This window comes from Citrobacter arsenatis, from assembly GCF_004353845.1.
Classification (GTDB): Bacteria; Pseudomonadota; Gammaproteobacteria; order Enterobacterales; family Enterobacteriaceae; genus Citrobacter; species Citrobacter arsenatis.
In genome coordinates, this window is the sequence record NZ_CP037864.1 from 2,352,376 (window position 1) to 2,377,324 (window position 24,949).

The following is a 24,949-nucleotide window of genomic DNA, read 5'->3' on the forward strand; positions in this document are numbered from 1 at the left end:
CCGTGCTTAGACGGCGTTTACTCTGATAATACTGACCAGTCGGGTAAACGCCGCCGCCATTTCATGCTCTTCGATACTGGCAAATCCCAGCAGCAGGCCGCTGCGCTTCTCTTCATTCACGTAGTAGCGAGACAGCGGGCGCACCAGCAGCCCTTGCGTATTCGCCTGCTGGGCAATGACAACGTCATCGCTCCCGGCGGGCAACTGGAGAATCATATGTAGCCCGGCGTTGCTGCTGAAAGAACCAAGATAATGCTCACCAAGCTGGCGGCTGATAAGCTCCACCAGCGTCTGACGCCGACGACTGTACAACTGGCGCATTTTACGAATGTGGGCCGCGTAGTAACCCTCGCGGATAAACTCCGCCAGCGCGGCCTGAATCAGCAAATGTCCGCCACGATAGAGGTCGTTATGAACTTTCTTCAGCGGCGCGGCTAGCGGTTTGGGCAGCACCACGTAGCCAAGGCGTAATGCGGGATAGAGTGTCTTACTGAATGTCCCGATATAGATGACTGGCGTCTCTTCTTCCAGCCCCTGCAAAGAGGGGATTGGCTGACCGGAAAAGCGAAACTCGCTGTCATAGTCATCTTCTACTATCCAGCTTCGCGTTTCACGTGCGCGAAACAGAAGTTGCTGACGTCGACTGAGGCTCATGACCGAACCGAGCGGATATTGATGTGACGGTGTCACAAATATAAGCTTTGGCGTAGGTTCGCCAGCTTCCGGCGGGACCATACCTTGTTCATCAACCGGGATCGCCGAAAAATTTACCGCATTGATGCGCAAAATATTTTTGATTCCCCAGTAGCCCGGCTCCTCAATCCAGGCATTATCGCCCGGGTTGCATAAAGTCCGGGTCACCAGATCCAACGCCTGGTGAATACCTTCGGTAATCAGAATCTGCTCCGGTGAACACCGCACGCCGCGAGCGGTGCGCAGATAGTCTGCCAGCGCTTCTTTCAGCTCATTCACGCCGCCTGCAGCATCGTAAGTGAGAAACTCCGGGCGTAGTCGTCTCGCCAACCTGTCCTGAATTTTTTTGAGTACCCGATGAGGGAAATGCTCTACATCAGGTACGCCTGGAATAAAAGCCCCCCACTGACGGGGACTGGCGCTGGCATGTCCCAACAGCTCAAGGCAGCGGGCAGATAAGCAGGTGGGATCCTCCAGAGCAGCAACAGCAGGCTCTTTATTGGGACGGAGGTTGAGATTGTCCAGCACACTATCAGTGACAAATGTGCCGCTGCTGGTGCGTGCGGAGATGTAACCTTCGGCCTGCAATTGTTCATAAACCCGCAGAACGGTATTGCGCGATAGCGTCAGTTCTCCCGCCAGGTCACGCGACGGAGGCATTCGGGTAGCTGGTTTCAGGCTCCCCTCGAGGATGCAACTACAAATGGCGGCATACAGACGACGATGCAGTTTTTGATCGGGCTGTTGGCTAAATGCCTGCTTGATCACATCTCCGGCAAGTGAACGCATTTGGATCCTTAAAATAAAACGATTTGGCTCTCGATTAAAGTACCAGATGGCGTCTAAATTTAAAGGGTAATTCAACCAAAATGTATTAACGGACAAGGTGTAAGAATGAACAATAAAAACCTGCAACAACGTCGTCTGGATGCCACCCCGCGTGGCGTGGGTGTGATGTGTGATTTTTATGCCCAGTCGGCAGAAAACAGCACCATTACCGATATCGAAGGCAATCAGTACATTGATTTTGCCGCCGGGATTGCCGTGCTGAACACCGGACACCGTCATCCTCGCCTGGTGCAGGCAGTCGAAGCACAACTTCAGGCTTTTACCCATACGGCTTATCAGATTGTCCCGTACGAAAGCTATGTGTCTTTGGCTGAGAAAATCAACGCCGTTGCGCCAATCGACGGCAAGCGGAAAACGACGTTCTTCACCACCGGGGCTGAAGCGGTAGAAAACGCGGTGAAAATTGCGCGCGCACATACCGGCCGTCCTGGCGTTATCGCGTTTGGCGGTGGTTTTCATGGGCGTACTTATATGACGATGGCGTTAACCGGCAAGGTGGCGCCCTATAAAAAAGGTTTCGGTCCGTTCCCTGGTTCTGTTTACCATGCGCCGTATCCTTCCGAATTGCAGGGTATTTCTACTGCAGACTCCCTAAAAGCGATTGAGCGCCTGTTTAAAGCTGATATCGATCCAACCCAGGTTGCGGCGATTATCTTCGAACCCGTGCAGGGTGAAGGGGGCTTCGTGGTGGCTCCGCCGGAGTTTGTGGCTGCCATCCGCCGTATTTGCGACGAGCATGGCATTGTGATGATCGCCGATGAGGTGCAAAGCGGTTTTGCCCGTACGGGTCAACTGTTTGCGATGGATCATTACGCTGATAAAGCGGACCTGATGACCATGGCAAAAAGCCTTGCGGGCGGCATGCCGCTGTCAGGCGTCGTGGGTAAAGCCGAAATCATGGATGCGCCTGCGCCGGGTGGTCTGGGCGGAACCTACGCCGGTAACCCGCTGTCGATCGCGGCGGCCCATGCGGTGTTGGATATCATTCGTGATGAACAACTGTGCCAGCGTGCGGCTGCGCTCGGCGAACAGCTGCGCGCCGCTCTGACTGACGCGCAAGCAGGGTGTCCGGAGCTGGCCGAAGTGCGTGGTTTAGGCTCTATGATTGCCGCTGAATTCTGTGATGCAGCGACGGGAGAACCCAACGCTGGCGCCGCACAACGCGTGCAGAAGAAAGCCCTTGAGCAAGGATTACTGCTGCTGACCTGCGGTCAGTATGGCAACGTTATTCGTTTCCTTTACCCGCTGACAATTCCGCAGGATCAGTTCACCCAAGCGCTTGAGATCATCAAAGCCGCGACGAAATAATCCCGTATACCGCAGAAAAGACACAAAGCCGACGGTCGTTATCACCGTCGGCTTTATTATTGTCGGCATAAATTGATCTTCCTCGTGTGTAGCGCGGTATTTATCGCGAATGGGTTGCCAGTCATTTCGTTATATAATTTAATGCATATCGATTTTACTCCTCTATCCAGATGGTATCCCATGTTTACTTTCCGTTCTTTTGTGCTGGTATGCGCCAGCATGTTGTTTGCGTTTTCTGCCCAGGCCGACCGTACGATCACCGATCAGCTTGGTCGTCAGGTCACGATAGCGGACCACATCGACAAAGTGGTCGTGCTGCAACACCAGACCTTAAATATTCTGGTCCAGCTCGATGCGCAGCAGGACATTGTTGGCGTGATGTCGAGCTGGAAAAAACAGCTCGGGCCTGAGTTTGAACGCTTTATGCCGACAATTTCCACATTGCCGACACCGGGCGACCTCACCAGCGTGAATATTGAAAGCCTGCTGGCAATCCATCCACAGGTGGTGTTTGTCGCCAATTATGCGCCTGCGGAGATGATCCAGCAGATTCAAAGCGCCGGTATTCCGGTCGTGGCTATCTCGTTACGTAAGGACGCCGCAGGACAACAGAATAAAATGAACCCGACCATGGCCGATGAAGAGCAGGTTTACAACGAAGGGTTAAAGCAAGGGATTCGCCTGATTGCGGACGTGGTTGGGCGTAAACCGCAGGCCGAGACATTAATCGACTACATTTTTGCGGCACGGGCAAAATTTAATGCGCCGGTTGCAAAAATCCCGGATGCGCAAAAAGTCCGTATTTATATGGCTAACCCCGACCTGATGACGTACGGCTCCGGGAAGTACACAGGACTGATGATGCAGCACGCAGGGGGATTAAACGTGGCGGCAGCCAGTGTGAAAGGCGCGCGTCAGGTGGCGCTGGAGCAGGTACTAGCGTGGGATCCGCAGGTGATTTTTGTCCAGGATCGCTACCCGCAGGTGGTGACTGAAATCCAAAACGATCCTAACTGGCAGGGGATTGATGCGGTTAAAAATCATCGTGTCTGGTTGATGCCTGAATACGCCAAAGCCTGGGGCTACCCGATGCCGGAGGCGTTGGCGATCGGTGAGCTGTGGATGGCCAAAAAACTGTATCCGGATGCTTATAAAAACGTGGATGTTGATGCGCAGGCACAAGACTACTATCAGCGTTTTTATCGTGTGAACTGGCAGTCTGATGCAGCTAAGTAATCGCCTGTTGCCTCAGCAACCACTCTTGATTGCGACGGTTCTGTTGCTGGGCGTCAGTTCGCTGTGCCTCGGACAGTATCCGCTGTCGTTGCGTGAGGTGTTTTATCACCTGATGCACTTTAGCGATGCCGAAGGGATTGCCGGTCAGGTTATCTGGACGGTCAGGCTACCGCGTATTCTGATGGCGCTGCTGGCGGGTGGCGCGCTGGGTTTGTGCGGCGCGACGCTGCAAGGGGTATTTCATAATCCGCTGGTCGACCCACATATAATCGGCGTGACCTCCGGGGCCGCTTTTGGCGGCACGCTGGCTATTCTGCTCGGCCTGTCGCCCTTGTTGATGATGGGCTCAACGTTTTTCTTCGGTCTGACGGCGTTGGTCCTGGTGTATGCCATTGCTGCGCTACAGGGGCTGGAAAATACGCTGGTGCTGATCCTGTCGGGTATCATTTTGAGCGGTTTTTTTGCCGCGCTGGTGAGCCTGATTCAGTATCAGGCTGATACTGAAGAGACGTTGCCCAATATCGTGTTCTGGCTGCTGGGCAGCTTTGCGACGGCCAACTGGCATAAAGTTCTGTTGTTGGCGATCCCGGTTAGTATCGCCGCGACGGTTTTGTACCAGCTACGTTGGCGGATAAACCTGTTATCGCTCAATGACAAAGATGCCAGAGCGCTGGGCGTCGCGGTAGTTCCTCTGCGACGCAGCGTTTTGGTGTGCTGCGCATTTTTAGTCGCCGCTCAGGTGGCGGTTAGCGGCAGTATTGCCTGGGTTGGGTTGGTTATTCCGCATCTGGCGCGTTTGCTGGTGGGCGTTGATCATCGTCGTCTACTGCCGTGCGCTTTCTGGCTGGGGGGCGGTTTTATGATTGTGGTGGATGATATTGCGCGCACCCTGATGCACGCGGAGATACCTTTGGGGATCATCACCGCATTATTCGGCGCGCCGCTGTTTGCTTATCTACTCATCCGCTCCAGCCGCCGGGAGAAATTATGAAATCAGCCGCACTGCGCGTAAATCAGCTTACTTATGGATATCGTGCGCCGTTATTTGAACCGCTTACGTTCTGCTGCCAGAAAGGTGAGATCTGGGCTGTACTGGGACGTAACGGTCTGGGTAAAAGTACGCTGCTCGATACGCTCACCGGCACGCTGCCTGCTTTAGGCGGCTGCGTTGAAAATGCGGGTGGGATAGGGATTGTGGCGCAACATTGTCAACTGCCATTTCCTTATACGGTGAGCGACGTGGTGTTGATGGGGCGAGCACAGCACGTGAAGCTTTTTGCGCAACCGAGCCTGCAGGACCAACAAAGAGCGACGCAGGCGCTGGAGCAGTTAAATATCGCACAGCTTGCTTCCCGCTCGTTTAGCTCACTTTCAGGTGGGCAACAACAGTTGGTAATGATAGCCCGGTCTCTGGTGACGGAGTGTCAGATGCTGTTGCTCGATGAACCCTGTTCCGCGCTGGATCTTGCCAATCAGCAGGTGGTGCTGCAGCTCATCAGCGATCTGGCCCATCAGCAGGGATGCAGCATTCTCTTTTCGACCCACGATCCGCTGCATGCGTTACAGATAGCCACTCATACGCTGCTGCTGCTTCCCGAAGGAGAATGGCGGGCAGGGCCAACGAATAGCATCGTGACGGAAGAGAATCTGTTCCTGGCCTATGGCTTACCGCTGCGAAAACTCAGCGTGGAGAACCACCACACGCCGTTTATCGCGCCGTTGTTTTCTATTCGTCGTTAAGCGGTAAGAATCCTGCGGCGGTAAGGAACGCCTGCCCACTGCGGGAAAGTATGAATTCAACCAGCGCCATCACTTCTTGCGAGGCGTCAATCACCGCCAGTTGGTATTCGCAGCGAATATTGTGCTCATCAGGGATAGCCACGTAATGTACGTCGGGCTGGGCGCGCAGCGCGTGTGCGTAATGCGCGTAACCGATAAACAGATCGGCGAACCCCTGGCGCAGAATCCAGGCGCTCGCCAGTTCTCCTTGTGGGATTCTTACCGTATCACGACCACCAACCAGCGGGATGGCGCGCGCCCGAAGCTGTTGCCCGAGTCCCGGTTCCAGTACATCCATGTTGTCGAAAAATGCCCTGGTATAGTCTCCGGAAGGATCGCAGCCGGGCGTTGATGTAGCTATTCGCAGCGTTGGATCGCGCAGCAAATCCAGCCAACCACCGGCTCGGTTGCTTACCAGACTCAGTTGATTCCAGCTAAAGGTCTGCGTGAAGGCTGCTTTCTGCTGAGCCAGCAGGCGTTGCGGATGCTCCCGATTGGCCGAGGCAAAGAGCGTACAGGGTTCACCTGCTTCAATCCGCTCGCGCAATAAACCAGCCGGACCATATTCCACCTTAACGTCTATTCCGCTCTGGTGCGTGAACTGGCTTAACAATGTGGTAAATGGCAGACGTAAACTGCCCGCGGCGAACAGGGTGATGGAAGAGGGCATGGTATCCGATCTCTGGCGAAAGACATTATGTGAAGAAGATGAATGATACGTGCCGAGCATGAAAATTAGAATGATTTAGCGTATTGCTATTGTAGCAATGTGGGAAATGATAAAATTAAAGATAAAAAGATAGTTTTGAAGGGAAATGGCACCAAATCGAAGAGATGATTTGGTGCGTCCGAGTGGACTCGAACCACCGACCCCCACCATGTCAAGGTGGTGCTCTAACCAACTGAGCTACGGACGCAATATGGTGCGTTCAATTGGACTCGAACCAACGACCCCCACCATGTCAAGGTGGTGCTCTAACCAACTGAGCTATGAACGCAACGTTGTAGGTGACAACGGGGACGAATATTAGCGGCACAGACCGAATGAGGCAAGAGGGAAATCGCATTTTTCTTCCTGAACTCACGCGATTGCAGAGTAATTAAGCAAGTTGATTATATTTTGTTGATTTTGCAGCGTGTTTTTTATTCAGGCTGTGCGCTGGGGGCATAATGAGCGGTTTAAATTACAGGGAGACTTAGACTTTAAGTGCGGCAAGGATCGCGGTTTCTATTTTCTCCGGGGTAGTGAAGGGGGCAAAACGCTTGAGTGGTTTGCCGTCACGCCCGATCAGAAACTTAGTGAAGTTCCATTTGATCCGCCCACCCAACATGCCGGGTAATTCGGCTTTCAGGTAACGAAACACCGGATGTGTAGCGGCACCGTTGACTTCCACTTTCTCAAACATCGGGAAGCTCACACCATAGTTGATATGGCAGGTTTGCGCGATTTCGTCGGCCCCGCCGGGTTCCTGATTTCCAAACTGGTTGCAGGGGAAACCAAGCACCATCAGACCCTGTGCGGCGTATTTCTTGTAGAGCGCTTCAAGGCCTGCATATTGTGGCGTGAAACCACAATGGCTGGCGGTATTAACCACCAGAACCAGTTTGCCAGCATAGTCGACCATAGAAATGGGCTGGCCGTGCAGACTGGTGGCAGAAAGTTGATAAAAGGTGGCCATGCCGGAATCCTCAAAGAAGGTCGCAGTACTCATTTTGCCTGCGCGGAACTGGTTTCACTTCGCGATTCTTTATTATGGTCGCAACCGTCGGATTAATAAACTGACCATGGAAGCGATGGCGATTTATTATTTTGTCGGGCAAGGGCTAGTTTTTTCAATGTGTCCCACTGGCAATAAGGTCAGGTGACGACGAAAAGGAGGAAATATTACGTCGTGCGCGGTTGTCACTTGTATATCGCAGTGACAGATATAGAAAATCCACGGCAGGCGTGGATTTAGAAGATGTTTGAGGGCAGGGGTTAGCGTTCGCGCGTTGCCATTAACAGCGCCAGGTCGACAAGGCGATTGGAGAATCCCCATTCGTTGTCGTACCACGCCAAAATTTTGACCATATTCCCGCCAATTACCAGCGTTGACAGGCCGTCGATAATGGACGAACGCGGGTCACCCTGATAGTCGCTTGAGACGAGCGGTTCATCGCTATAGCCGAGGATCCCTTTCAGTGGCCCCGTTGCGGCTGCATCGCGAAATGCGTTATTAACCTCTTCTGCCGTTACATCCCGCTCAAGCGTGACGGTCAGGTCGACAATGGACACCACCGGAACCGGTACGCGCAGCGAGTACCCGGTTAAGCGTCCATCCAACTCAGGGATGACTTTGCCAAGCGCCTTCGCGGCCCCGCTGGAGTAAGGCACAATCGATAGCGCAGCGGCGCGGGCACCACGCAGGTCTTTTTCCGGCTGATCGTGCAGCGCCTGGCTGTTGGTGTAGGCGTGGGTGGTGTTCATCAAACCATGCTTAATACCAAAGTGCTGGTGCAGAACCTGCGCGGCAGGCGCCAGACCGTTGGTGGTGCAGCTACCATTGCTGACGACAAAGTGTTTATCCGGGGAGTAGAGCCCATCGTTCACGCCCATCACGATGGTTAAATCGTCGTTTTTACCGGGAGCGGAGATAATCACACGCTTTGCGCCGCCGCTGTGGATATGTACCGCCGCCTTGTCACGGTCAGTGAAGAAGCCGGTGGCTTCAATGACGATATCAACGTCACGCTGACGCCACGGGATATTGGCGGGGTCGCGTTCGCTGAACACGGTAATGGAGTTACCGTCAACCACCAGTTGCCCCTCACCAGCGGTGACGTTGGCGTCGAGTGTACCGAGCAGCGAGTCGTATTTAAGCAGATGCGCCAGCGTTTTACTGTCTGTCAGATCGTTGATTGCCACAATCTGAATATCCGGGTTACCCAGTGCTGCTCGCAAAACGTTACGTCCGATACGGCCAAAACCGTTAATACCGACCTTTACCATGATCAACTCCTTATCTGTTGTCTGTTGAACTAATCTAGGCCGGTCACCAGTTGGCGTAAATGACAAAAAAGGATCACTTTACGCCATTTTGCGACAGTGAAAACGTTGGCGATATTCACCGGGTGTCAGGTGAAGTTGTTTTTCAAACAGTCGTCGCAGGTTAATACTGCTGCCAAATCCTGTCTGTTCGGCGATACGCTCCAGCGTCTCGTTGGTCTGCTCCAGACGCTGCCGGGCAGCGGCGAGGCGGGCTTCTGCGACGTAGCGCGCCGGAGACGCGCCGGTTTCCCGGGTAAACACGCGGGTGAAATTACGCGGGCTCATGGCGACTTTTTCCGCCAGTTTATCTACGCTGAGGTCGGCGGTGAGGTTCACGAGCAGCCAGGCTAGCAGATCGTTAATCGGGCCCAGAGTGCTGGTCTGTTGAAGATTGTAGCGGCTAAACTGCAGTTGGCCCCCGGGGCGGCGCAGGTACATGACGAAGTCCTGGGCGACGTCGCGCGCAAGGCTAAAGCCGTAGTCCTCTTCAACCAGCGCTAGCGTCAGGTCGAAGCCGGAGCTGACGCCGCCTGAGGTCCAGATGTGTTCATCCTGAATATAGAGCGGACCGCCTTCGACGTGCACATTAGGGAATTCTGCCTGCATGGCTTCCAGCAGTTTCCAGTGGGTGGTGGCGCGTCTGCCGTCCAGCAGTCCGGTTTGTGCCAGCAGCATCGCGCCGCCGCAAATGGAAGCAATGCGGCGGGCATGGGGAGCGGCAAGGCGCAGCCAGTCAGCTACCGCAATACCTTCCTGCGGGTTTTGACCTCTGCCAGTGATAATAATGGTATCGAGAGGCTCACGAGGATCTATTTCATGCAGGCGATGATCGGCCAGCAGATTTAAACCGGACTGACCATGAATGACCTGATGCGGCTGGGTTGTTGCTAGCTGGACCTGATAACAGAGGTCTGTAGCGCCTTGTGGATGCAGACGGTTGGCCTGCATCAGAATGTCGGCAATACCAGCGGATTCGAACAACATGCCGCCATCCGGTACAATAATGAGTATTTTTTTCATGTCCTAAAAAGTAATCTTTTTACATAATAAGTCAATAGTACATAAGTACGTCGAAAAAGACTTATGCCTGCCGCAAAGATATACCAGTACTCGCGGATGGTTTGATTTTTACTGAATGGCTGGGATGGGAGAAAGAGAAGGGGCCGCGGCTGAAAGATACCTAACATGACGACATTAAAGACTATTTTAAAAACTAACCTAATGACCGATATTCTTTAGGTGAGTGGTTAACTGGTATCATCGTGGATCAAATCATTAAGATAAGGGTTTTAATTAAAATAATTCCTTTCTGGATACCCGGATATATTTTTATGACAGATTTATATAATAAAAATCTGTCATAATGCAAAGCGTCTTTAATTTATAATTAGAGATTTGCCACGTTGTGATATACTTTCTGAACATCATCGTCATCTTCAAGGGCATCGACAAGTCCTTCAAAGATTTCTAAATCTTCTGGTGATAGTTCAATTTCTGACTGAGCAATCATTTCTAATTCTGTTGTTGTGAATTCAGTAATTCCAGCTGCTTTTAGTGCTGCAATACCTTTGTGAAGGTCTGTAGATTCAGTATAAATAACGATGTTGCCTTCTTCTTCGGTTACATCGCGAACGTCAACTTCAGCATCAAGCAAAATTTCAAAAATATGGTCTGGATCTGTGCCTTTAAATACAATGACTCCAGTATTGTCAAACATATAGCTGACAGCACCTGCCGCACCAATATTCCCGCCTTTTTTATTGAAAATGTTGCGGACATTAGCAATCGTACGGTTAACATTTGAAGTCAGCGTTTCAGCGATAACCATTGAACCACTTGGTCCAAAACCTTCATAACGCCCTTGTACGAACGTTTCATCGCTGCCGCCTTTGGCTTTATCAATGGCTTTATCAATTACGTGCTTTGGAACCTGCGCTTGTTTCGCACGTTCAATAACAAATTTCAAAGATGTGTTTAATTCTGGATCGGGTTCGCCTTGTTTAGCAGCAGCATAGATTTCCACACCAAACTTTGCATATATATTAGATGTTGCACCGTCTTTAGCCGTTTTTTTAGCAACAATGTTTGCCCATTTACGTCCCACTGGAATGTCCTCTTCGAAAATACATTTACATTATTGGCAGGTAAATAACCTGCACGTTTCTCTGTTATATTATATCATGATATGTAAATATTCGTCTATGAGAATTAAAAATATCCCGGTTTTACTGAGTGTAACTTTAATTCTATCAATCGTTAACATTGTGGATAAGCTATTTACGAATTGTTTCTGGTTCTTTTTTAACCCTTAATATTTGAACTGCAACCACAATACGTAAGACAAGAGAAGCAAAACCGATGGTACTGACAAATACCCACTATTAAACGTGCTGCTGAGCTGTTTGCAGATTGCAAACGGTCATTGGTGAGGCTTGAACAGTTGCTGTGGCTACAATAAAAAGTCCTTCAGCATCAAGTGATAAGAGCATAACTTATTCCCTATGCCGTAAATTGATGCCTACCTGGAAGAGTCGTTGGAATCTGACACAAACCATTTTACGCTGTGCATCACGTAGACTGGAATTCGGTTCCGAAGGTTATAGAATAATCACTTATTTCTCAGGGAAGGCGATAATGACAGATTATTGGTGGCAGGACCTGGTCGATCGTAACAACCAGTGGCAAGGACTGGAGCTGAATCTCAAAGACAGTCAGAAAAATGCACCCGCAATGGAAATGCTCAGCGGTCATTATGGTCGTATGGCGTTGCAGTACTGCGGCGAAACGCTATTCTGGGCTTCAATGCTTGAGGACCATTCTGGCGTCTGGCTGATTTTTAATGCGGATCATCCGCGGAGTCAGGGGATGTTACCCCCAGTGACATCTGAAGATATTGAACGGATAAAAGCTAAAGGCGAGCACGCATGGACAGGCGAATGGTGCCGGTATTTTATTCGTCAGCTAATGAACGCGCCAGCGCCGCTTCTCTCACAACAGCGTTGGTTGATAAGGCCGATGCTACCGCATCAGCAATCATCACGCTATTCCAGTCCCCAGCCCATTCCAACAGAAAACTGGCGGTTTGCCTCACCAGAAAGCACAGAAAATATAACCTGCCGGTGGACGCTGTATGGTGCAGATATTTCAGCGCTAACGCACCCGGATCTCGTCAGGCTGGTTGACTGGTGGTGGGGCGGTGATTTGCTACTGGGACGTTATGCCATTCAACCCAATACCGGGCGGTTAAAGTGGTGGCGTAAAAAGTGTCGTGAAGGGACGTTACCACCGATACTGGTCTGGTATATCGCCGGATTAGGGTCTTATGTGATCCTCGACGGGCATTACCGTTTACAGGCGGCGATCGAAGAACAGATCCCACCGTTATTTCTGGTGCTTAGCGAGCTGAATGAAACGGAATATCCTGCTGATGTCGTCCATCAGGCGCGTATAGTTCAGTCGCTGGAAAAGCAGCTGGCTAATAATCCCAAATACAGTATTAATGCGGCAAATCAGACGCTGATTAACCTTTATGACAGACGTTATTTTTACGCGTCAACGCACAGCCGCGCCATTCTTGGCGAAGGGGGACAGTGGGCTATTGATGTGGAGGAGTATTTGCAAAAACATCATCTCCAGACGTATCGGGAGCGGATATTTCGGCGGGTCAAAGAAGATTAATTTTTACTGAATTTGGTCAATAAGATGCGTGTTAGCTTCTGACAACCCCCGGCGATGGTAATTCGTCGGGAGTTATGTTTATTTATCGAAAAGGGTATTATTAGCGCTCAGAACACCGGTAAGCCCAGACCTTGCTTCACTTCTCTTAATGTCTGCTGCGTAACTTCATGCGCCTGTTCGCTGCCTGTTTTGAGCATCGCCATCAGCATGCCTTTATCCTGAATGTAAGTTGCCCGTCGCTCGCGCATCGGGGCGATGAGCTCTTGCAGACACATCTCCAGCTCGTTTTTACAGGCCCGATCACCGAGACCACCGCGCTGATAATGCGCCTTCATCTCCGCTACTTTCGCTTTATCCGGGTGAAAAGCGTCGAGATAAGTGAATACCATATTGCCGTCAATCTGCCCTGGATCGGAGACTTTTAGATGATTGGGGTCGGTGTACATTGCGCTGACCGCATGATGAATAGCCTTTTCGCTGGCGGATAAGAGTAATGTGTTACCGAGCGATTTAGACATTTTGGCATTACCGTCTATCCCCGGTAGGCGGCTGGTTTCACTCAGCAGCGCTTTACAATGCGACAAGACGGGGACCGGTAACAGGCTATTCATCTTATGTACGATCTCATTGGTCTGCTCAATCATTGGCAACTGATCGTCGCCAACGGGAACCACTTCCGCTTTGAAGGCCGTAATATCTGCCGCCTGACTGATAGGATAAACCAGAAAACCAACCGGTAACGAGCGGGCAAACCCTTTCTGCGCAATTTCGTTTTTGACCGTAGGATTACGCTCCACGCGAGCCACGGTGACGATGTTCATATAAAGCGCGGTCAGCTCAGCGAGAGCGGGCAGGGCGGATTGCAAACAAATGGTGGTGAGTGACGGGTCTATGCCTGCGGCGAGGTAATCGGCCAGAACTTCGGGAATATTGTCCCGGATCTTTTGCGGCGTGCTGCCGTTATCGGTTAGCCCTTGCAGATCAGCAACCAATATAAACTGCTGATAATCATGTTGCAGAATAGCACGCTGGCGCAGAGAACCAACATAATGACCGAGATGCAGCGGGCCAGTGGGGCGATCGCCAGTGAGGATGATGGTTTTGTTGTTCATGTAAGACTCCTTAATCATAAAACCGAAAGGGGTCTTTAAATGCAAATAACCGCCTTTCGGCGGTTATCTAAAATGGGGAAAACACATTCTGACCGCCTTTAAGAAGGCAGCCACCACAGGTTGTGATTAAAAGCGGTGATATCGTGTGTTGTGTTCATCCCGTTAACATATCACCGCCTGGTGCACAGGTAAAGCAAAGCACTGCGTGTTGGTTTATCTTAGCTCGCTTCCAGCATGCCAAAGCTTACGATGCGCGAACGCCCCAACTCTTTCGCGCGATACAGCGCCACGTCTGCGGCGCGCAGCAGGTTGTCGCTCTGGGCGTGCTGCGGATAACTGGCAACGCCGATAGAAACATCAACGTGACCAATGTCAGAGACGCCAAAGCGCAGCGACAGTTCGCGTACGCCGTTGTAGATATCTGTCGCAAAGCGGTTGGCGGCCTGTTCATCCGTATTGGCCAGCAGCACCAGAAACTCTTCACCGCCGTAGCGGAAGGCCATGCCGCTGTCGTGGACAACGCGCTGAATCGTATTCGCGATACTTTTTATCACGCTATCGCCCGCCTCATGGCCAAAGCGGTCGTTAATACTTTTGAAATGATCGATATCGATCATCAGGCAACTGATTGGCTCTTTGTTACGCACAGCCTGGCTCATTTGGGTGCGTAGCGTATCTTCCAGATGATGACGGTTGCGCAGGCCGGTTAGGGGATCGTAGAGCGCTTTCTCCAGCAGCGCATCGCGCAGCCGCTGGTTGGCTAATGCCAGACCGAGCGCTTCCGCCATGAGTTCCAGATACGCACGCGAGGGAGCAGAATCATTGCCGAGGTTCTGGAATGAGAGCAGGCCAATGGCTTCACCCTGGGCAATCAGTGGTACGCACAGAGTGTGCTGCTGGCATGACTTCGGTAGATGGTAGCAGGCGATATCGGGTTCGCCTTGCACCGGGGGATGGCTCTGACCACGGCGCACAGCCCAACACTCGTCCGGATGGAAAGCATCTGCTTTGCCCTGAGGTGAAAGCCACTGCGCAACGCAGCGCATTTGCCAGGGTTCACGGTCCAGTATGTAAAGTCGCCCGGCAATACCGGGGGCAATATTTGGCGCAAACAGCTCTGCGACATTAATGACATCGGCAAAACTCTCGCAGCCTTGCAAACGTTGCGTCATACGTGCCAGTAACTCGCGGATTGCCCAGTCGGCGTCTCGTTCTTTCTCCAGTCGTTGTCGTACCAGGCCGTTTTCGCGAAAAATTCGGATTGCCTGTGCCATATCACCGATTTCATCAATTTGGTTAAAACTGGGCGTTTCCACGGCGTAATCCTGCGATGCCAGACGATTAACCACATCGCTCAACCGTACAACGGGGCGCAGTACGCGGCGTTTTAGAATAAAGCCGAGGACGAACAAAAATAGCAGCGCCGTCAGCCCGACCATCACTTCCGAGGCCGTACGTAGCGTGCGTGATGCCTGGGTGGCATCTTCAATGGTGTTGCGTACGCGGTTGTCGAGCAGCTGACGGAAATGGTCTATCCGATCCTGGGCGCGCTCCAGTTCTTGTTCATAGGTTTTCCCGTACAGCAGGGCGACGGCCTGCGATGATTCTCCGCGCGCGACGCTGGCAAGCGCCGTAGCTTGTTCATCCTGCAGAGCATCAACAATCTGTAGCCCTTCATGTAATAGCGCCAGCTCTTCATCCGTTGCTCCGAGGTCTTTTAGCTTCGACAACCGTTGCTCAACCGCTTTTAGCGACGCTTCTTTCTGGCGGTAGGTGTTAAGTGCCTCAGGATCTTTTGCAATAACATATTCGCGGGCCAGATCGGACAGCGACCAGGCGTCGAGCTCTACTTCTTCGGTCAGTTGATCGAATTGATAACGCTGCTCCACCACCTGGCGTTCGGTGTTATCGGCGCTGGAGGCCATCAACATGACAACGCCGGAGGCAATGGTCAGACATACCGTCGCGCTGTAGGCCCAGTTGGTGATTGTGGCAATTCGCACTGATTAGTTCCTTCTGCGACGATTAATGAATACGCATGATTGAAATTATAGGAAACGTATGATTTTGCGTGAAAATAAAAAAGGCGGTCCGAGGACCGCCTTCTGTTATCGTCCGGCCATCATAAATCTGGAGGATTTTTTCCTTCTTCCATAAAGGCTTCGTCAATTCCTTCCACGTTACCCTCATGGTCACGCCCGGAAAACAGATTCCAGCAGGTTATGAACAGCGCAGCAATCAGAGGACCAATCACAAAGCCGTTAATGCCGTAGATCTCCATGCCGCCGAGGGTGGTAATCAGGATCAGGTAGTCCGGCATTTTGGTGTCTTTACCTACCAGCAGCGGGCGCAGAATATTGTCCACCAACCCGACGATAATCACGAAGAAGCCGACGATAAACAGACCTTGCCATAGCTGGTGGGTGGCGAAGAGGAATATTGCCGCTGGTACCCAGACTATCGCTGAACCGACGGCGGGCACGAGGGAGAGAAACGCCATCAGCGCGCCCCACAGCACGCTACCGTCGATATCAACAATGGCAAACGCGATGCCACCTAGAATACCCTGAACCAATGCCACTACCGCCGTGCCCTTAACCGTTGCCCGCGTGACGCCGACGAATTTGGCAAACAGGTGCTGCTTGGCAAAATCAGAAAGTGGTAATGAGTCCAGAATCTGGCGTACCAGGTACGGTCCGTCCTTCAGTAAGAAAAACAGCAGATACAGCATGATGCCAAAGCTAATAGCAAAGCCGAATGTCCCTTTACCAATCAGGAACGCGCTGCCTGCGAGGTACTGTCCACCTTGCAGGACCACGTCGGACAGTTTTTTCTGAATCTGCGCGACGTTATCCAGATTATGTTCTGCGAGGAATCCCCTTGCCCAGCCCGGAAGATACGAAATAATGGAAGTGACCACTTCCGGGAATTGAGTGTCATTTTGTTGTAATTTGGCATACACCACGTTCAACTCAATAGCCAATGAAGAGAGGATTATCATCAGTGGGATAAAGACAATCAGACAGATGATGCCGATGGTGAGCAGTGACGCCAGCCCGTTGCGTTCGCCAAGCGCGCTGCGCAGTCTGTTTTTCACCGGATTAAAAATAGTGGTTAGGATTGCGGCCCACAAAATGGCGGAAAAGTAGGGGGACAATACATCGAAGAACGCCCAGGTCACGAGGGCAAGTATGAAAATGAAGAAGCCTTTAGTCAGTCCGTTAAATCGCATTAGTGAACCCTGTAATGAGAAGCAGTCCCGACTATAGAACCGTTCAGGGGAATTACCAACTTTAGCGGCAGATATTTAGCTTAAAGATGTTGCGCTAAGGCTACATCTGCCTGAATTGATGACTTTCAGAAGATGGGTGCGGCTTTCTATAAATGCTCGGTGAGTCGTTCTACTTCAGTCCGGCGCATGGCAGACCGCCTCAATATTATGGCCATCAGGTGCAATGACAAATGCGGCATAGTAGTTTTCGCTATAGGAACGTAAGCCAGGTGCTCCGTTATCTTGGGCTCCTGTGCGCAAAGCAGCATTGTAAAATTCATCAACTTGCTGCCGGGTTTTCGCGACAAACGCCAGATGCAGAGGGGCCGGTTTGTCATTCGTGTGGAACAGACAAAGTGAAACATTGTCGGAACCCATTTCAACACCGTAGCTTGGTGTGCCTTCATCGATGAGTTTTACGCCAAGCGGCTGAAGCGCGTTGAGAAAGAAAATTTTACTTTTTTCGTAATCACTTACACCGATTTTCACATGATCGAACATTATTTATTCCTCATGAAGATATGAACAAATAAAGAGTATATAAAGAGATTGCAGTTGGATTCACGTAGGAACCTGTCAATGTGATGAACATCAATTTTAGAGAGCTATATATCTACAGTACCTGCCTTTGCTGTTTTAATTGGATTCTTTGATTGCTTGGTTTGTGTCCCGCCTAATATTCATTAGTAATGGCACATCAGTTTTGTTAATTTTTTACTCTTACAACAAGAATGGATTTAAGGAATTGAGTGAGCAGTTAAAGATTGATATTCCAGCACAGAAAGGCCGAGGCTTTTTGGAGTGCTAAAGGTCAAACGCTTCATGTTATTGATCCTCAAGGTAAGCAATCCGTGGACTATCATGGTGAACAGGGCTTAAGTTTTATTACGTACTCCTAATGCTGTGGAAATTGCTGACCGTCTTGGCGCTGTTACTATGGGGGGGCCGCTGCGGTTATTGCTGCACGTAACCAATCTCCTTAAAAATCGGCTGGCAGTTGGTACAGATTACTTAAGTCGCAATATCTGCCTCTGGCACACTGTGGAGATTGCTGACAGATGTGAAGGTCCGCTGTGAGCGAGGAGCGGAAGTTCGCTCTTTAGCCATATTCTAATTCTGTGCTTGCTGCAAAAAACAGCCCTCTATCAGAGAGGGCTGTTATCTGATATAGGTTGTCTAGTCTCACGGGAGAAATTATGGCCTAATCTCCGGTAAAGCTGCCCTCACAGCGCTGACTATTCCACTATGTGATTCGCTAGTAAGGGTTCTGATCAACCAATTTTCAAACTGAATTTTGCTTTTCCCTGTTAGCGTCAATCCAGCTTTGGCTAGCATACCTTTATTATCAAAAATAGAAAGGATTTTATCAATGTCTCTTTCCTGAATTGCCGTTCTTAGATCGTTAGCATGAGTATTATATATTAGCTCAATATCCAATGAATTAGTCTTGTCATGATATAATTTTTTCATTTCATCAATGCTATTGCTGGCACTGATGTCTACTAGTTTAAGGTATCTATCTATTCTTCTTTGACAATACATACGAATGCAATTTTCAAAGTTAGCACCTTGATTTATTAACGCAATAACATCGTCCAATATGATATCTAATTTCCTAATTATTTCATCTTCAGGATAGTTTTCCTTGATAGCAATCTCGCGACTAACAGAGGGAATGAGGAAAACGTTTTCAATTTCAGAAACAGGAAGAACTACAACCCCAAGTTTATTAAATGCTTCCACATCTTCATCGCTATGACCGTCAGCGTCAACAATACCGGCACACTTTACACGTGTGAGAGTTTGATTTGCTCTAAGTGTAACTACAGCATGAATCACATTTTGGCAAGATCCTCTAGGTATAACTGTCCATCTAGGGTAAATGCTACGGTACAATGCTTTATCCAAACTATTGTCATCACCTTCAACGAAAAGAATCGGCCTTCTACTACCTAAAATAAGAGTTGTTAACTCTTCAGAAAAACCTGTTCCTTCTGGTATCTCTTCCAACCCCCAAGTAGGGCCATTTGGTTGATAATCTTTAATTGCTATTTTTTTTGCAATTCTGCTTGCCGCAAACTCAATGTCATGAGTAATGAAAATAAAAGCACAATCTTGTCTAGCACTTTCAAGCTGATCCCAAAGTGAACTCATTATAGAACGATGGATGTGGAGTTCAGGTTCATCAATAATGAGAACAGTGTTAGTTGCGGCGACTAAAACTTGTCCAATTAGATAAAAAATAGCTCGCTCACCATCACTCATATCTGCGGAGCTATAGGTTAAATCATTACCAGGTATTTTTACCTGAATATCATCCCCATCAATAACTAACTCTCTATGGGGAATTAAGCTCCCCCATATTTCATTTAATTTCTCAAATTTGGCTTTCTTGGGTTCGCCGCTGACTTTACCCATTAAAATATGATGACTACCAAGTGCCGTTTTAGATTGCTCAGCAAAAAGTGCCTGAATAACAGAGTCAAAATCGTTAAGCAATATACTACTGGCTTTAGATCGCCACCGACTGTTATTACGATTATGAATAGATATACCGTCCCAATCACCTCCATACCTGAGTGTTCTCAGGGCCTTATCTTCTTTTATTTTTGGAACATCTGGGTTTAAATTCAACGCGCGATGAGCAGATATCCTATGAGCTTGTTCCCCAAGAGATTCTTCGATGTTTATAGCAAGCCGTGATTTTCCACTGCCATTAGCGCCAACAAAAATAACAGCCCCGCCAAAATCAATGCCTATGGTTAGATTACCTGTGTCTGTAGGTACTTTAAAATCCATTTACATTCCTTTCTTATTTATAAAAGATGATAATAAAAATAAAACCTCAACTTATCAATGTGGAGGCTCTATTTACCATAAAACTGTATATACCACATTGATTTGCTAATAGACATATCCAACCACGTTTTTTTATCAAAGGAGATTTTCATCCTCTGAGCAGCTCCCCTTAAAATAATATACCATGTGCAATTAACGTCCGCTTATGGCACGAAGCGGACCGCCTGATGCATTGCAAGGTCTACTTCGAGCGGGAAGCGGGTAAAGATAAGGGATTGACAAAATCCTCACACAAATGGTTGTATAATACAACTATTGTTGCAGGGTAATGCTCATGATTTCTGAACTAAAAAACATACAAAACATACGTGCGGCATCACGCTTAATGGTGCGAGAGCTGGGGTTCATGAACCAAAACCTGGCTGCAACCGACTATCCTCCTTCAGCAGTTCACGCCATGCTTGAAATTGAAACACATGGGTCATTGACTGCCGCTCAACTGGTCCAGATCTTGGGGCTAGAGAAGTCCAGCGTTAGCCGCATGCTCGCTAAACTTGTCGAAGCCGGAGAGCTTAAAGAAAGTCCTTCTGCTGAAGATGCGAGGACAAAACGGCTAAGCCTTACCGGGAAGGGCATGGAGACCGTACACAACATCAATACTTATGCTGACGAACGTGTCGGAGCAGCACTTGGTAAGCTCGATCTGTTTACACAAGAAGCTGTATTACAAGGTCTTTCTTCCTATGCCAGCGCGTTGAAAGCCTGTCGTGAAAGACTCGAAGGCAAAGTGTGTAACAGCTTCAAAATAGTTACGGGCTATCATCCCGGTATGATAGGTCGTATTACTGAAATGCATGGCGGCTATTACGCCAGAGAACATAACTTCGGCAGTTTTTTTGAAGGGAAGGTTGCCGCAGGTCTTGCTGATTTTTCTGGCCGTCTGGACAAGCCATGTAATCAGATCTGGCTGGCAATGGTGAATGAACGCATAGTCGGCTCAGTTGCAATTGACGGTGAGGATCTGGGGAATAATGAGGCGCATCTGCGCTGGTTCATTCTTGACGATGGGTGTCGTGGCAGCGGACTGGGTAGAAAGCTTATTGGAGAAGCGATGAGATTTTGTGATGAGCAGAGATTCTCATCGGTACAATTGTGGACATTTAATAAACTTACTGCAGCAAGACGATTGTACGAATCATACGGATTTGAATTATCGAATGAATGGGAAGGCGATCAATGGGGTAATACTATTACTGAGCAACAGTTCACTCGAAAGACTTCTTAAAATCGCTAACCACTAACCCTGGCGGTCAGGATATTTTTGCGTACTTGCATCTGTCAGTGAACTCACAGCAGATAACGTACGCTATGATTTAATAGTGAAATCGTCATGTATTCTTCCCGAAAAAGGGACGTCAATAAACGAGGGGGGCGTTATGAACACTCAACCTGTCATCGGGATTAGTGGATGTTTAACTGGTTCAGCTGTGCGATTTGACGGTGGGCATAAGCGGATGGGGTTTGTGATGGACGAGCTGGCTCAGTGGGTGACCTTCAAACCTGTCTGTCCGGAGATGTCCATCGGTTTGCCAGTACCACGTCCCGCGTTGCGTCTGGTTCAAACCGCCCAAGGGAATATACGCATCTGTTTTAGCCATGCGCCAGGTGAGGATGTAACCGATAAAATGTCCGATTTCACCAACGCATATCTTCAGGGTCTTGGTGGCCTCTCAGGTTTTATCGTCTGTGCTAAATCGCCGAGCTGCGGTATGGAAAGAGTGAGGCTGTATGACGAGAAGGGAAATCGTGGGCGAAAAGAGGGGACTGGCCTGTTTACTGGCGCGTTAATGGAAACCTACCCGTGGTTGCCGGTCGAAGAAGATGGCCGTTTGCACGATCCGGTGCTGAGGGAGAACTTTGTCGAACGCGTGTTCGCATTACATGAGCTTAATAGGCTGCGGGCCGATGGTCTTACTCGCCACGGCTTACTCAATTTCCACAGTCGCTATAAGCTTCAGCTTCTGGCCCATTACCAGGCAGGTTACCGGGAGATTGGTCCATTCGTTGCTTCGATCCATCAGTGGGATGATCTGGACGCTTTTTTCGTTATTTATCGTGAAAAGCTCATGGCAATCCTCAAAAAGCCCGCCTCACGGAAAAATCACACCAACGTACTGATGCATATCCAGGGCTACTTCCGCGAACGGTTGAACGCGCGCCAGCGCGGAGAGTTACGTGACGTTATCCTCAACTATAGCGGTGGGCTGCTGCCAATATTGGCGCCTCTGACGCTACTCAAGCACTATCTGGCTGAATACCCAGACAGCTATCTGCTTACCCAGAACTATTTTGATCCTTATCCGAATGATTTAGCGCTACGGTTGATGATCAAATAGTGTGAGAGCGATTCAACCGTTTCTGATTCTCTCATCGATACAAGGCTGAGGTTTACCAAACAGATATCCTTGAGCGAAATCGCAGCCCAGCGCCTGGAGTCTTTCCAGTTGCTCCTGCGTTTCAACACCTTCTGCAACAGCCTTCATATTGAGGGACTTCGCCATACCGGTGATCAGTTTGATGATATTAAGGGCGTCTTCCTGGGTGGATATTGAATGCACAAAGGATTTATCTATCTTGATTTTATCGAAGGCAAGCCTGCTGAGGCGTGAAAGAGATGAGTACCCGGTTCCAAAATCATCAATGGAGATTTTTACGCCCAGTGCTCTGAGCTTATTAAGGGTATTCATTGGCGTTGTACTTTCGGTAAAGAGAGACGACTCTGTTACCTCCAGTTCGAGGCGGTCAGGTGGAAGTCCTGTTTCTTTCAGAATGGATAGCACGATCCCGGCAAAGGCTTTGCTGCTCAGCTGAACAGGGGAGACATTGACCGAAATTTTAGCCGGAACCGCCCAACACGCCGCTTCCCGGCAGGCAAGTTCGAGAACAGCTTTCCCCATCTCATTAATCATGCCTGTTTTTTCAGCAACAGGAATAAAGTGATCAGGCGACAGGAGGCCTTTTAGAGGGTGTATCCAGCGAATAAGCGCCTCATAGCTGTAAATCTTCTGGCTGAAAGAATCAACAATCGGCTGGTAATAGACCACGAATTCTTTGTTCACTATTGCCAATGCCATATCATGCTCAAGCGTTCTGCTTTCTTGCAGCTTTTCTAACATTCGTTGCCGGAAGACTTTTATCTTCCCGGAGCCTTCATTTTTGGCTTCATACAGGGCCAAATCGGCAAATTTATAAAGATAGTCGGAGCGACGTTCAGTTTCTGAGATAACAATGCCAACACAGGTAGTTATATTTATAATCGTATTGTAAATAGTGTAGGGCTGGCTGATAAATTCACATATTTTCTGGGCACGCGAAATAGCGCGGCTTTCTGTCAGGCCACTTGATAGAAACGCAAACTCATCTCCCCCCAGACGATACAATGTATCAGACGTCAGGCTCATCGATATCAGGCGGTCTGATATCTGGCGCAGTAACATATCACCAGCATCATGACCATACGTATCATTTACCTCTTTGAAGCGATCTAAATCAAACAGCATTACAGTCACAGCATCGTGATTTTTTTCTGCTATCTCGATGGTTTTGTTTAAATCGCCCCAGAATAATTGACGGTTATTCATCTCGGTAAGAGAGTCATGGTAGACGTCATATTCTAGTTTAGCATTCTGGATTTGCAGTTTTTCTTTCGATTTCTGCAGTTCTTCCGCAAGACTTTTGACCTGAAGGTGCGCCCGCAGAATATTTCTGTTTTGATAGAAAATGAGCACGCCCAAAATCGCACTCAGTATTATCAGCAGCACCGAGGTTGCTGAGTAAATATAGTACAGCGTTTGAATTTTTTGGTTGGCGTTATTGATCGAGTTGACATCTTTGTTTAACGCACCGGATGAAAGACGGCCAAGTGGAGCATCCAGAGCATGCATTTTTTTCAGGTATGCCTGAAGTGCTGAACGATTCATTTTCTCGAGATTAACATCCAGAAAACTAAGGGTGTTTTCAAGTTTTACCGCCAGTTCACGGTGCGCTATATTGCTTTCTATGTAGCGGCCCAAATCACCTTCTTTTATCAAATCACTCTGGCTGAGCATAATGTCGAGACGCATGCGTACATCATCGAGATTCATCGTATCATCGATAGTGTAAAGGCCAAGCAACGATTCAAATCGGTAATATTGTGACACTAACTGCGCAGCAGACCATGAATCGGTGTAGTGGGTCAGTTTCTGTAACTCTTGTTGCCTTTCATGGACCAGGAAAGAGATATACCCGGTAGATATAAAAAGAAAAAAGATGATGCCAGCCAGTATTCTGTTCATGGTGTTCCTCTGAACGCTTACTCAATATCCATACTACTGACCTGCCATGCAGACCTTGAATAATAAATCTGATTATTCAGTTCTGGCATGCTGTCATAGGGGTACACAATGAACAACGGGCCTTTATCACGGATACGCATATATTTTCCGTTGATCTTTAAAGCAAGGATGGCATTGTATTTTTTGAAGTCACTGAGAGGGATAACGGTGGTGTAGTCATTGAGCGCAGTGACCTTTACAACTGAGCCATTCGCCCCAACGTACTCCATGAGCTTTTGTAGTGGAATACCCGTAAAGGTAGTGCGTCCATTATACCAGGGTGAGGTGGTCTGGAAACTCACCATGCCCAGCTTCTCAAGGCTGGTGGTATCAAAAACGGCTTTCCCGTCTGCATTTGTATTTTCAATATTACCGGACAGCGTTAAAAGAACTTTACCAGAAGGCTGGGGAAGTTCACCCGCCCAGAGCTGGGTGGTGAGCACAAAGCTTACTAACATGACGATTAACCGCATTCTTACCTCACCAATCAGCCGGATGTAAAAGAATTATAATTTAGATATCACCCTATTTATATATATTGCATAGGTATTATTGATGCAATAAATTTAGCTGCATTTTTATCCCTCCAAATCAATGTGTTAGCTGTTTTTAGTTTTATTATGATGTTTAATCAATGCTGGTGGTGTTATTTGAGGAAAACGTAATCTCACTATGTATGTACAAAAATAAATCATCTATTGACTCAGCGCCAATAAATGCCTACGAAAATAAAGGTTTATTTTTTCCCAGCGGCGGGGCGTTGTTTACTGATTGATAGCAATATCGGATACGAAGCGGGCCAAAGTATAGCGGGAGCGCT

The 24,949-nt window shown here is 49.1% G+C and carries 20 protein-coding genes and 2 tRNA genes; 7 read left to right on the forward strand and 15 right to left on the reverse strand.

Annotated elements, in window-relative coordinates; translation table 11 throughout:
• Positions 1–6 precede the first annotated feature (6 nt).
• The gene (gene pdxR, locus E1B03_RS12355; protein WP_133086311.1) at positions 7–1,482 is read right to left on the reverse strand and encodes a MocR-like pyridoxine biosynthesis transcription factor PdxR; all 1,476 of its coding nucleotides are present in this window, start codon (positions 1,480–1,482) and stop codon (positions 7–9) included.
• A gap of 105 nt (positions 1,483–1,587) precedes the next feature.
• On the opposite strand from pdxR, the gene puuE reads away from it, so the two are divergent.
• The 4 genes from puuE (at position 1,588) to E1B03_RS12375 (ending at position 5,826) form a co-directional block, all read left to right on the forward strand.
• Complete coding sequence (gene puuE, locus E1B03_RS12360; RefSeq protein ID WP_103770080.1) at positions 1,588–2,850, forward strand: 4-aminobutyrate transaminase; 1,263 nt, start codon at positions 1,588–1,590, stop codon at positions 2,848–2,850.
• A gap of 180 nt (positions 2,851–3,030) precedes the next feature.
• The gene (locus tag E1B03_RS12365; RefSeq protein WP_103770079.1) at positions 3,031–4,086 is read left to right on the forward strand and encodes an ABC transporter substrate-binding protein; all 1,056 of its coding nucleotides are present in this window, start codon (positions 3,031–3,033) and stop codon (positions 4,084–4,086) included.
• Entirely contained in the window at positions 4,073–5,077 is a 1,005-nt protein-coding gene (locus E1B03_RS12370; protein WP_133086312.1) for a FecCD family ABC transporter permease, read from the forward strand. The genes E1B03_RS12365 and E1B03_RS12370 overlap by 14 nt, the downstream gene beginning before the upstream one ends.
• Positions 5,074–5,826: an ABC transporter ATP-binding protein gene (locus E1B03_RS12375; protein WP_103770077.1), complete on the forward strand. Its 753-nt coding sequence runs from the start codon at positions 5,074–5,076 to the stop codon at positions 5,824–5,826. Before E1B03_RS12370 ends, E1B03_RS12375 begins: the two co-directional genes overlap by 4 nt.
• Here the strand turns inward: E1B03_RS12375 and E1B03_RS12380 are convergent.
• The 7 genes from E1B03_RS12380 to E1B03_RS12410 all read right to left on the reverse strand — a co-directional run bounded on the left by E1B03_RS12380 (position 5,813) and on the right by E1B03_RS12410 (position 10,997).
• Positions 5,813–6,535, reverse strand: coding sequence for a substrate-binding domain-containing protein (locus E1B03_RS12380; protein ID WP_133086313.1), 723 nt, complete (start codon positions 6,533–6,535; stop codon positions 5,813–5,815). The two genes, E1B03_RS12375 and E1B03_RS12380, sit on opposite strands and share 14 nt — an antisense overlap.
• A gap of 170 nt (positions 6,536–6,705) precedes the next feature.
• Positions 6,706–6,782 (reverse strand) — tRNA-Val (locus E1B03_RS12385).
• Between the two features lie 4 nt (positions 6,783–6,786).
• Positions 6,787–6,863, reverse strand: a tRNA-Val gene (locus E1B03_RS12390).
• A 198-nt stretch (positions 6,864–7,061) separates the two neighbouring features.
• Positions 7,062–7,544, reverse strand: coding sequence for a glutathione peroxidase (locus tag E1B03_RS12395; RefSeq protein WP_103770075.1), 483 nt, complete (start codon positions 7,542–7,544; stop codon positions 7,062–7,064).
• A 299-nt stretch (positions 7,545–7,843) separates the two neighbouring features.
• On the reverse strand, positions 7,844–8,854 hold the full coding sequence (gap, locus tag E1B03_RS12400; RefSeq protein WP_103770073.1) for a type I glyceraldehyde-3-phosphate dehydrogenase: 1,011 nt from the start codon (positions 8,852–8,854) through the stop codon (positions 7,844–7,846).
• 78 nt (positions 8,855–8,932) lie between these two features.
• Positions 8,933–9,913 (reverse strand): GlxA family transcriptional regulator, encoded by a 981-nt coding sequence (locus E1B03_RS12405; protein WP_103770072.1) that lies wholly within the window; start codon positions 9,911–9,913, stop codon positions 8,933–8,935.
• Positions 9,914–10,280: 367 nt separating this feature from the next.
• Positions 10,281–10,997, reverse strand: a complete 717-nt coding sequence (locus E1B03_RS12410; RefSeq protein WP_103770071.1) for a YebC/PmpR family DNA-binding transcriptional regulator — start codon at positions 10,995–10,997, stop codon at positions 10,281–10,283.
• Positions 10,998–11,527: 530 nt separating this feature from the next.
• Between E1B03_RS12410 and E1B03_RS12415 the strand changes: the two genes are divergently transcribed.
• On the forward strand, positions 11,528–12,571 hold the full coding sequence (locus tag E1B03_RS12415) for a ParB/Srx family N-terminal domain-containing protein (RefSeq protein ID WP_133086314.1): 1,044 nt from the start codon (positions 11,528–11,530) through the stop codon (positions 12,569–12,571).
• A 107-nt stretch (positions 12,572–12,678) separates the two neighbouring features.
• On the opposite strand, the gene trpS is transcribed toward E1B03_RS12415, so the two are convergent.
• The 5 genes from trpS to E1B03_RS12440 form a co-directional block, all read right to left on the reverse strand.
• Positions 12,679–13,683: a tryptophan--tRNA ligase gene (gene trpS, locus E1B03_RS12420; RefSeq protein ID WP_103770069.1), complete on the reverse strand. Its 1,005-nt coding sequence runs from the start codon at positions 13,681–13,683 to the stop codon at positions 12,679–12,681.
• Positions 13,684–13,901: 218 nt separating this feature from the next.
• Positions 13,902–15,686, reverse strand: coding sequence for a diguanylate cyclase (locus tag E1B03_RS12425; RefSeq protein WP_133086315.1), 1,785 nt, complete (start codon positions 15,684–15,686; stop codon positions 13,902–13,904).
• A gap of 119 nt (positions 15,687–15,805) precedes the next feature.
• Positions 15,806–16,915, reverse strand: a complete 1,110-nt coding sequence (locus tag E1B03_RS12430) for an AI-2E family transporter (protein WP_103770067.1) — start codon at positions 16,913–16,915, stop codon at positions 15,806–15,808.
• Between the two features lie 174 nt (positions 16,916–17,089).
• Positions 17,090–17,455 (reverse strand): VOC family protein, encoded by a 366-nt coding sequence (locus tag E1B03_RS12435; RefSeq protein ID WP_103770066.1) that lies wholly within the window; start codon positions 17,453–17,455, stop codon positions 17,090–17,092.
• 693 nt (positions 17,456–18,148) lie between these two features.
• Positions 18,149–19,753, reverse strand: coding sequence for an AAA family ATPase (locus tag E1B03_RS12440; RefSeq protein ID WP_103770065.1), 1,605 nt, complete (start codon positions 19,751–19,753; stop codon positions 18,149–18,151).
• 334 nt (positions 19,754–20,087) lie between these two features.
• Here E1B03_RS12440 and E1B03_RS12445 point away from each other — a divergent pair, with 334 nt between their 5' ends.
• Both E1B03_RS12445 and E1B03_RS12450 read left to right on the forward strand, forming a co-directional pair.
• On the forward strand, positions 20,088–21,038 hold the full coding sequence (locus E1B03_RS12445; RefSeq protein ID WP_133086316.1) for a bifunctional helix-turn-helix transcriptional regulator/GNAT family N-acetyltransferase: 951 nt from the start codon (positions 20,088–20,090) through the stop codon (positions 21,036–21,038).
• A gap of 151 nt (positions 21,039–21,189) precedes the next feature.
• Positions 21,190–22,149 carry a YbgA family protein gene (locus E1B03_RS12450; protein WP_103770063.1) on the forward strand — a complete coding sequence of 320 codons (960 nt, stop codon included), beginning with the start codon at positions 21,190–21,192 and terminating at the stop codon, positions 22,147–22,149.
• Between the two features lie 12 nt (positions 22,150–22,161).
• On the opposite strand, the gene E1B03_RS12455 is transcribed toward E1B03_RS12450, so the two are convergent.
• Both E1B03_RS12455 and E1B03_RS12460 read right to left on the reverse strand, forming a co-directional pair.
• The gene (locus tag E1B03_RS12455; protein ID WP_103770062.1) at positions 22,162–24,090 is read right to left on the reverse strand and encodes a putative bifunctional diguanylate cyclase/phosphodiesterase; all 1,929 of its coding nucleotides are present in this window, start codon (positions 24,088–24,090) and stop codon (positions 22,162–22,164) included.
• A 17-nt stretch (positions 24,091–24,107) separates the two neighbouring features.
• Positions 24,108–24,602: a putative pterin-binding protein gene (locus E1B03_RS12460; protein ID WP_103770061.1), complete on the reverse strand. Its 495-nt coding sequence runs from the start codon at positions 24,600–24,602 to the stop codon at positions 24,108–24,110.
• Between the last annotated feature and the right edge of the window lie 347 nt (positions 24,603–24,949).